This is a genomic window from Nocardioides pelophilus (assembly GCF_014180685.1).
Classification (GTDB): domain Bacteria; phylum Actinomycetota; class Actinomycetes; order Propionibacteriales; family Nocardioidaceae; genus Nocardioides; species Nocardioides pelophilus.
In genome coordinates, this window is the sequence record NZ_JACEHF010000205.1 from 1 (window position 1) to 6,671 (window position 6,671).

Annotated in this window: 4 protein-coding genes, 1 tRNA gene and 1 pseudogene; 4 read left to right on the top strand and 2 right to left on the bottom strand. The window is 72.3% G+C overall.

Going from position 1 to position 6,671, the window contains the following annotated elements; all coding sequences use genetic code 11:
• The coding region (locus H0488_RS21015; RefSeq protein ID WP_183101169.1) for a bifunctional helix-turn-helix transcriptional regulator/GNAT family N-acetyltransferase at nt 1–734 on the top strand (734 nt) is incomplete at its 5' end.
• A gap of 8 nt (nt 735–742) precedes the next feature.
• On the opposite strand, the pseudogene H0488_RS24385 reads toward H0488_RS21015, so the two are convergent.
• Nucleotides 743–2,730 (bottom strand): annotated as a pseudogene (locus tag H0488_RS24385) (penicillin acylase family protein).
• 16 nt (nt 2,731–2,746) lie between these two features.
• Nucleotides 2,747–3,694, bottom strand: coding sequence for a pirin family protein (locus H0488_RS21025; protein ID WP_183101170.1), 948 nt, complete (start codon nt 3,692–3,694; stop codon nt 2,747–2,749).
• 128 nt (nt 3,695–3,822) lie between these two features.
• Here H0488_RS21025 and H0488_RS21030 point away from each other — a divergent pair, with 128 nt between their 5' ends.
• From H0488_RS21030 to H0488_RS21040, 3 genes are all read left to right on the top strand, one after another.
• On the top strand, nt 3,823–5,391 hold the full coding sequence (locus H0488_RS21030; protein WP_312856462.1) for a phytoene desaturase family protein: 1,569 nt from the start codon (nt 3,823–3,825) through the stop codon (nt 5,389–5,391).
• An 87-nt stretch (nt 5,392–5,478) separates the two neighbouring features.
• Nucleotides 5,479–5,551 (top strand) — tRNA-Lys (locus H0488_RS21035).
• Between the two features lie 133 nt (nt 5,552–5,684).
• A partial coding sequence (locus H0488_RS21040) for a calcium-binding protein (protein WP_281369722.1) occupies nt 5,685–6,671 on the top strand: 987 nt, incomplete at its 3' end.

Here is a 6,671-nt window from a genome sequence, read left to right on the forward strand (position 1 = left end):
GGCTCGACCTCGACAGCGGTCACCTCTCCCGGATGCTGCGGCGGCTCGAGCAGGAGGGGCTGGTCGCCACCGAGACCGACCCGGCCGACCAGCGCCGGCGCGTCGTACGCCTCACGGCCGCCGGCCGGACAGCGCGCCAGGACCTCGACGAGCGGTCGGAGGAGCTGGCCGCGCGGATCGTCGCCCCGCTGACCGACCGGCAGCGCGACCGGCTCGCGGACGCGCTGGCCACCGCCGACCTGCTGGTCCGGGCGGCGACGGTGCGCCTGCTCGAGGTGCCGCCCGAGCACCCCGGGGGTCGCGAGGCACTCGGGCGCTACCTCGCCGAGATCGATGCCCGGTTCCCCACCGGCTACCGGACCACAGGGCCGGTGGCGGCAGCGGCATCGGGACCGGGCTCGACGTACGTCCTCGCGACCAGCGACGGCGAGCCGGTGGCGTACGGCGGGATCCGGCCCGCTCCGGCCCTCGACGCCCACACCATCGAGATCAAGCGGATGTGGGTGCACCCCGACTGGCGCGGCGCCGGACTCGGGTCACGGATGCTCCGGCACCTCGAGGGGCTGGCCGTGGAGCGCGGATGCACCCGGATCGTGCTCGACACCAACGCGGTGCTGGCCGAGGCGATCGCGATGTACGAGCGGTTCGGCTACCGCTCCGTCGAGCGCTATCCCGGCAGCGACCCCCACGCCACGCACTTCTTCGAGAAGAAGGGGTCGTCACTGCCAGGGTGACCTGTGGGTCACTCCGGCAAGGAAGACCCGACCTCCGTCAGCGCATCCCAGTCGGTCACGATCGGCGCGAGCTCGCCGGCGGCCCACAGCGGCAGCTGGTCGTGGTGGTGCGGCTCGCCGGGGCGGCCGTGGGCACCGGTCGGCACCACCCAGCCGCCGGCGGTCCGGTCCGCCAGGTCCCAGACGTAACGGGCGACCGAGCCCCGGCTGCACTCGTCCGAGATCGCCGGGTAGGAGACGCAGCAGCGCACNCACCGGAGAGCGGCAGCCGGGGCAGGTCGTCGTAGTCGCGGTCGGTGAGCAGGCCGAACCAGTGGACCGGGTCGGTGACGTGGGTGTCGCCCCACGTCGCGGTCCGGTCGTGCGCCGCCTCGACCTCGGCGAGCGCGGCCCGGGCGTGGGCGACCAGGTCGATGCCGAACGGCCGGTGGCCGGCGATCGCCTCGTTGGCGAGCCGCGGGAGCGCCAGCCCGATCCGGTAGGTCGGGTTGAGCCACGGCGCGAAGACGTCCTCGTGCGCGTGACCCGCCGGCGGCGCGAACAGCCCGGCGAACACCGGCTCCGTGCACAGCCGCCGCACGAGTGCGCTGCGGAAGGCCGCGTAGCGGGCGGCTTCCGTCGAGTCGCCGGCCATGACCGCGTCGAACCCGTCGAACGCGCCCGGCACCAGCGCGGTGACCATCGGCACCGTCTGCAGGAGCGCGTCGTTGTGGAACGCGACGTAGTCGGCGCAGGTGAGGTCGGCCCGACCCTCCAGGAGCGCGTGCAGGCGATCGGCACGGTACGGCGCCGCGAAGACGGTGCCGATCGCAGCGGACTCGGGCCCGCGCCGCTCGTTGGCGGTGACGACGTGGCCGTCGGCGGGGATCTCCGCGCGGTTGGGATCGGTGAGCCAGCCGGTCCACGCGCCGGTCTCGTCGCACACCGGCACCCGCCCGGCGATGCGGTAGCGCACCGCCCCGGAACGGTCGGCGATGACGGCGTTGTTGACCGGCTCGACCCACGCGTCGAGCGCCCGGTCGACGTCGTCGACGGTGCGCGCCCGGAGCAGCCCGAGGATCGCGTCGAACCCGAGCTCGCCGAGCTCCCACGACGACGTACGGACGGCCAGACCGTCCTCGAAGACCAGACCCTGCGGGGTCTCGACGACGTCGATCTCGACCGGGTCGCCACCGAGCACCTGGATCGTCTCGCTGTGCCGGCGGACGACCTCCGAGCCGTCGTCCTCACTGACGTCCTGGTAGTCGGCGCACGCGTTGGTGATCGCCCACGCCACCTCGCCGGCGTGGGCGAAGTGCTGGACCCCGGGCACCCCGACGAACGTGTAGCCGACCACGTCGAAGGAGTCCGCCGGGTCCTCGCAGACCAGCCGCACCTGCTGGTAGACGCCCGGCTGCTCGATGATCCGGTGCGGGTCGCCCCCGATGAGCGGCAGCCCGCTGGCCGTCCGCCCGCCACCCGCCGCCCACGCGTTGCTGCCGGACGCGGTCGGGTCCTGGTGCGAGAGGAACCGCACGTCGTCGCCGAGCACCTCCGTGGCGAGCCGCTTCCACAGCAGCCCCCCGATGTTGGCGAAGAGCAGGTGCTGGCCGAGGAACGTCGCGAGCGGCATCCACGGCTCCCACTCGCCGGGGCTCAGGTCCCCGATCTCCCGGCGAAGCCCACGCAGCTCGGGCACCGTGTCGGGGTCGAGGTCGGCGAGCGCCTCGTTGACCCCGTCGACGTACGACGACACGAACCGCTGGGTCTCCGGTGTGCATGCCGCGAAGGCCCGCTGCGCGGTCTCGACGGTGCGCATCCGGCGCGAGAACCGGTCCCAGGACACCCCGGGCTCCCCCACGATCTCCGCCGTGGTGCCGTTGGCGCGGCGGCGCAGCCACTCCAGCTGCCAGGCCCGGTCGGCGACGGTCACCCGTCCCTGCGCGCGGGCGAGGTCGAGGAGCGAGTCCGCCCTCAGGTGCGGGATGCCGAACGCGTCGCGGTAGAGCCGAGCCATGCTCGGACTCTAGGTGTCAGGCGGGGATCTGCCCGAACCGGCCCTTCTGGAAGTCCGTGTAGGCGTCGACGAGCTCGGCCTTGGTGTTCATCACGAACGGTCCGGCCCAGGCGATCGGCTCGTTGATCGGGCGACCGCCGACGACGATGACGTCGAGCTTCGGCGAGCGCCCCTCCTGCTTGCCGTCGGCGGTGAGGGTCAGGTAGTCGCCGGCGCCGAGGACCGCGGACTGCCCCATCCGGATCGGACGACCGTCCAGACCGACCGTGCCCTGCCCGTTGAGGACGTAGACGAGGGCGTTGAAGTCGACGTTCCACGGCAGGTCGAGCCGCGCGCCGGGCTCGATGGTCGCGTGGACCAAGGACATCGGCGTGAAGGTGGCTCCCGGACCGTCGTGCCCGTCGACCGAGCCGGCGATCACCCGCACGAGCGCTCCCGCGTCGGGCGTCGTCACCAGCGCGACCTGGCCGGAGCGGATGTCCTGGTAGCGCGGGTCGTTCATCTTGGCGTCGCGGGGCAGGTTCACCCAGAGCTGGATCCCGTGGAAGAGACCGCCCTTCTCGACCAGCCACTCCGGCGGCGCCTCGATGTGCAGCAGGCCGCTGCCGGCGGTCATCCACTGGGTGTCGCCGTCGGTGATCGTGCCGCCACCGCCGTGCGAGTCGTGGTGGTCGAAGACGCCGTCGATGATGTAGGTGACGGTCTCGAAGCCGCGGTGCGGGTGCCAGGGCGTGCCCTTGGGCTCTCCGGGCGCGTAGTCCACCTCACCCATCTGGTCCATCATGATGAACGGGTCGAGCTGGCGCATGTCGATGCCGGCGAACGCGCGGCGCACCGGGAAGCCCTCCCCCTCGAGGCCCTCCGGCGCGGTGCTGACCTGCCACACCGGCCGGGGCTGGTCGCCGAGGCCCGGCTCCTTGAGCCGCTCGAGCACGGTGAGGTCGTCGACAGTGATCGCGGGCATCGCGCCCACCTCCAGGATGTTGGTTCGGCACACTTGGTTGCCAAGTCAACTATAACCCGCGGGCGCCTATTCCGTCGCGGTGCTGGTACGGCGACGGAGCCGCGTCGGATCCCCGTTATTGTCGGGGCGTGACCTCTCGGAGCAGGTACGACGTCGCCATTGTCGGCGCCGGACACAACGGGCTCACCGCAGCGGCCTATCTTGCGAAGGCCGGGCTGTCGGTGGTCGTCCTGGAGCGCCTCGGGAACGTCGGCGGCGCCGCCGTCAGCGCGGAGGCCTTCGCCGGCCACCCGACCCGGCTGTCGCGCTACTCCTACCTGGTCTCCCTCCTCCCCGACCAGATCGTCACCGACCTCGGCCTCGACATCGACCTGGTCTCGCGGCCGACCGCGTCCTACACCCCCGTCGACCGCGACGGGAAGCCCGGCGGCCTCCTCGTCGAGCGGGTCGAGGGAGAGCAGACCCGCCAGTCCTTCCACGCCCTCACCGGCTCCGACGAGGAGTACGAAGCCTGGCGCACGTTCTACACCGACGTGGCACGGCTCGGCTGGGTCGTCGCTCCCACCCTGCTCCAGCCGCTGCCCCGCGCGAGCCAGATCCGGTCCCAGGTCCACCCCACGACCTGGAACGACATCGTCGTCGCGCCGCTGGGCGAGACGATCGAGCGCCGCTTCACCGACGACACGATCCGCGGCATCGTCGCGACCGATGCCCTGATCGGCACCTTCGCGTCGCTCCACGACCCGGCCCTGGTCCAGAACCGCTGCTTCCTCTACCACCTGATCGGCAACGGCACCGGCGAGTGGCGGGTGCCCGTGGGCGGCATGGGCGCGGTCACCGACGCGCTCACCAAGTCCGCGCTCGACGCCGGCGCCGAGATCGTCACGGGCGCCGGCGTGCGTTCGATCCGGCCCGGGGCGGGCGCGGCCGAGGTGGTGTGGCACGACGGCTACAACGACCAGGGCCTGCAGGCGGACGTCGTGCTCGCCAACGTGGCGCCGTGGGTGCTCGGGCTCCTGCTCGGCGAGCCGCACGACGACACCACGAAGCCCGAGGGCGCGCAGCTCAAGATCAACTTCCTCCTCGACCGGCTTCCGCAGCTCAGGTCCGGGGTCGACCCCGAGGTCGCGTTCGCCGGCACGCTCCACCTGTCCGAGGGCTACGGCGAGCTGTTGTCGGCGTACGGCGCCGCTGCCGCCGGGCGTCTCCCGGACCCGTTGCCCGGCGAGGTCTACTGCCACTCGCTGACCGACCCGAGCATCCTCGGCGACGCCCCCGCCGGCACCCACACCCTGACGTACTTCGGCATCCACACCCCCGCGTCGCTGTTCGAGGCCGACCCCGAGGGCACCAAGCAGGAGGCCGTACGCCGCGCGATCGCCTCCCTCGACGCACACCTGGTCGAGCCCCTCCAGACCTGCATCGCCCGCGACGCGCACGGCCAGCCGTGCATCGAGGCCAAGATCCCGCAGGACATCGAGCGCGACCTGGCGATGCCGGGCGGCCACATCTTCCACGGCGACCTCGAGTGGCCGTGGGCACCCGACCGAGCGCGCCTCGAGACGCCGGCGGAGCGGTGGGGCGTGCAGACCAGTCACGACGAGGTCCTCCTCTGCGGCTCCGGCGCGCGCCGCGGCGGCGCCGTCTCCGGCATCGCCGGTCACAACGCCGCCCAGGCGGTCCTCGAGTCGCGCTGAGACCATCCCCGTCCTCGATTTCACCCGGACGGCCGGGAGCGGTAATCTAGTTGTCGCTTCGCAGGCTCACGCAGCCTGTCGAGCCGAGCGCCATTAGCTCAATTGGCAGAGCAGCTGACTCTTAATCAGCGGGTTCGGGGTTCGAGTCCCTGATGGCGTACAGATCGAGAGCCCGGGTGGTCACCACCCGGGCTCTCGGCATCTCTCCGGCCGACAGTCCTGGCGGACCGATGCAACCCTGGCAGGCTGGTGCGCGTCTTGGTTGTGACGACCGCCCTTCACGGAGACGAACCATGCCGAAGCCGACCAGCAGCACCCGCGCGGCTCTTGCCGCGCTGACCATCGCGACCACTGCCCTGCTCGCGCAGCCGAGCACGGCGGCCGCGGCGAGCCCACCTGCCGGCGGACCGGGTGGGCCGTGCTCCTTCACCGAGCTCACGACCCACCTCGGGACCAACGGTGACGACGTCATCAGCGGCACCCCGGGCCCCGACTACATCTTCGCGCTCGGGGGCGACGACACCATCCGCGGACTCGGCGGTGACGACACGGTCTGCGCCGGTCCCGGCGACGACCTCGTCTACGGCGGGTCCGGGCGGGACTCCGTGTCCGTCGGCGGCGGCGCCGACGTCTTCTTCGGAGGCGCCGGCAACGACGACGTCCTCGCCTACGGCGGGGCCGACGACCACCTGTTCGGTGGCGACGACAAGGACATCTTCACGCTGCAGATCACCGGCGACGGCGCCGGCGTGAACACCCTGGGCATCCTGGGAAGCAAGCCGGGGGTGCCCGACTCCCACCTCGACGCACTGGTCGTCATCGCCAAGGACACCGTCCACAACCTCCCGCTCGTGGTCGACGCCCGTTCGGGTTCCTTCCGCACGCCGGGCTCCGCGGGCACCGGCAGCGTCCGCGGGATCGACGCGTACACGTTCCTGTCGGCCGGGTCGCAGAACCGCTGGCCGCTCTGGGTCGACTACACCGGCAGCGACGCGGTCGACGACGTGGGCGTGGGCGCCGGCAGGATGAAGGCCACGGGAGGACCGGGCGACGACCGGATCTTCGCGGCCGGCGGCAACGACGTGATCTACGGCGGTCCCGGCGAGGATGCGATCTACTCCGGGGCCGGGCACGACGTCGTGTCGGGCGACAAGGGACACGACGACCTGAGCGGCGGCCGCGGCAACGACCGCTTGTACGGCGGACTCGGACCTGACGCGCTCGACGGCGGCCCCGGCACCGACACCTGCGTCAGCGGGGCCACGGGGATCCGCTGCGAG

Bases quoted from the DNA above. Each gene is read 5' to 3' on its own strand.
- H0488_RS21025 (WP_183101170.1), bottom strand. From the start codon at position 3,694: ATGCCCGCGATCACTGTCGACGACCTCACCGTGCTCGAGCGGCTCAAG.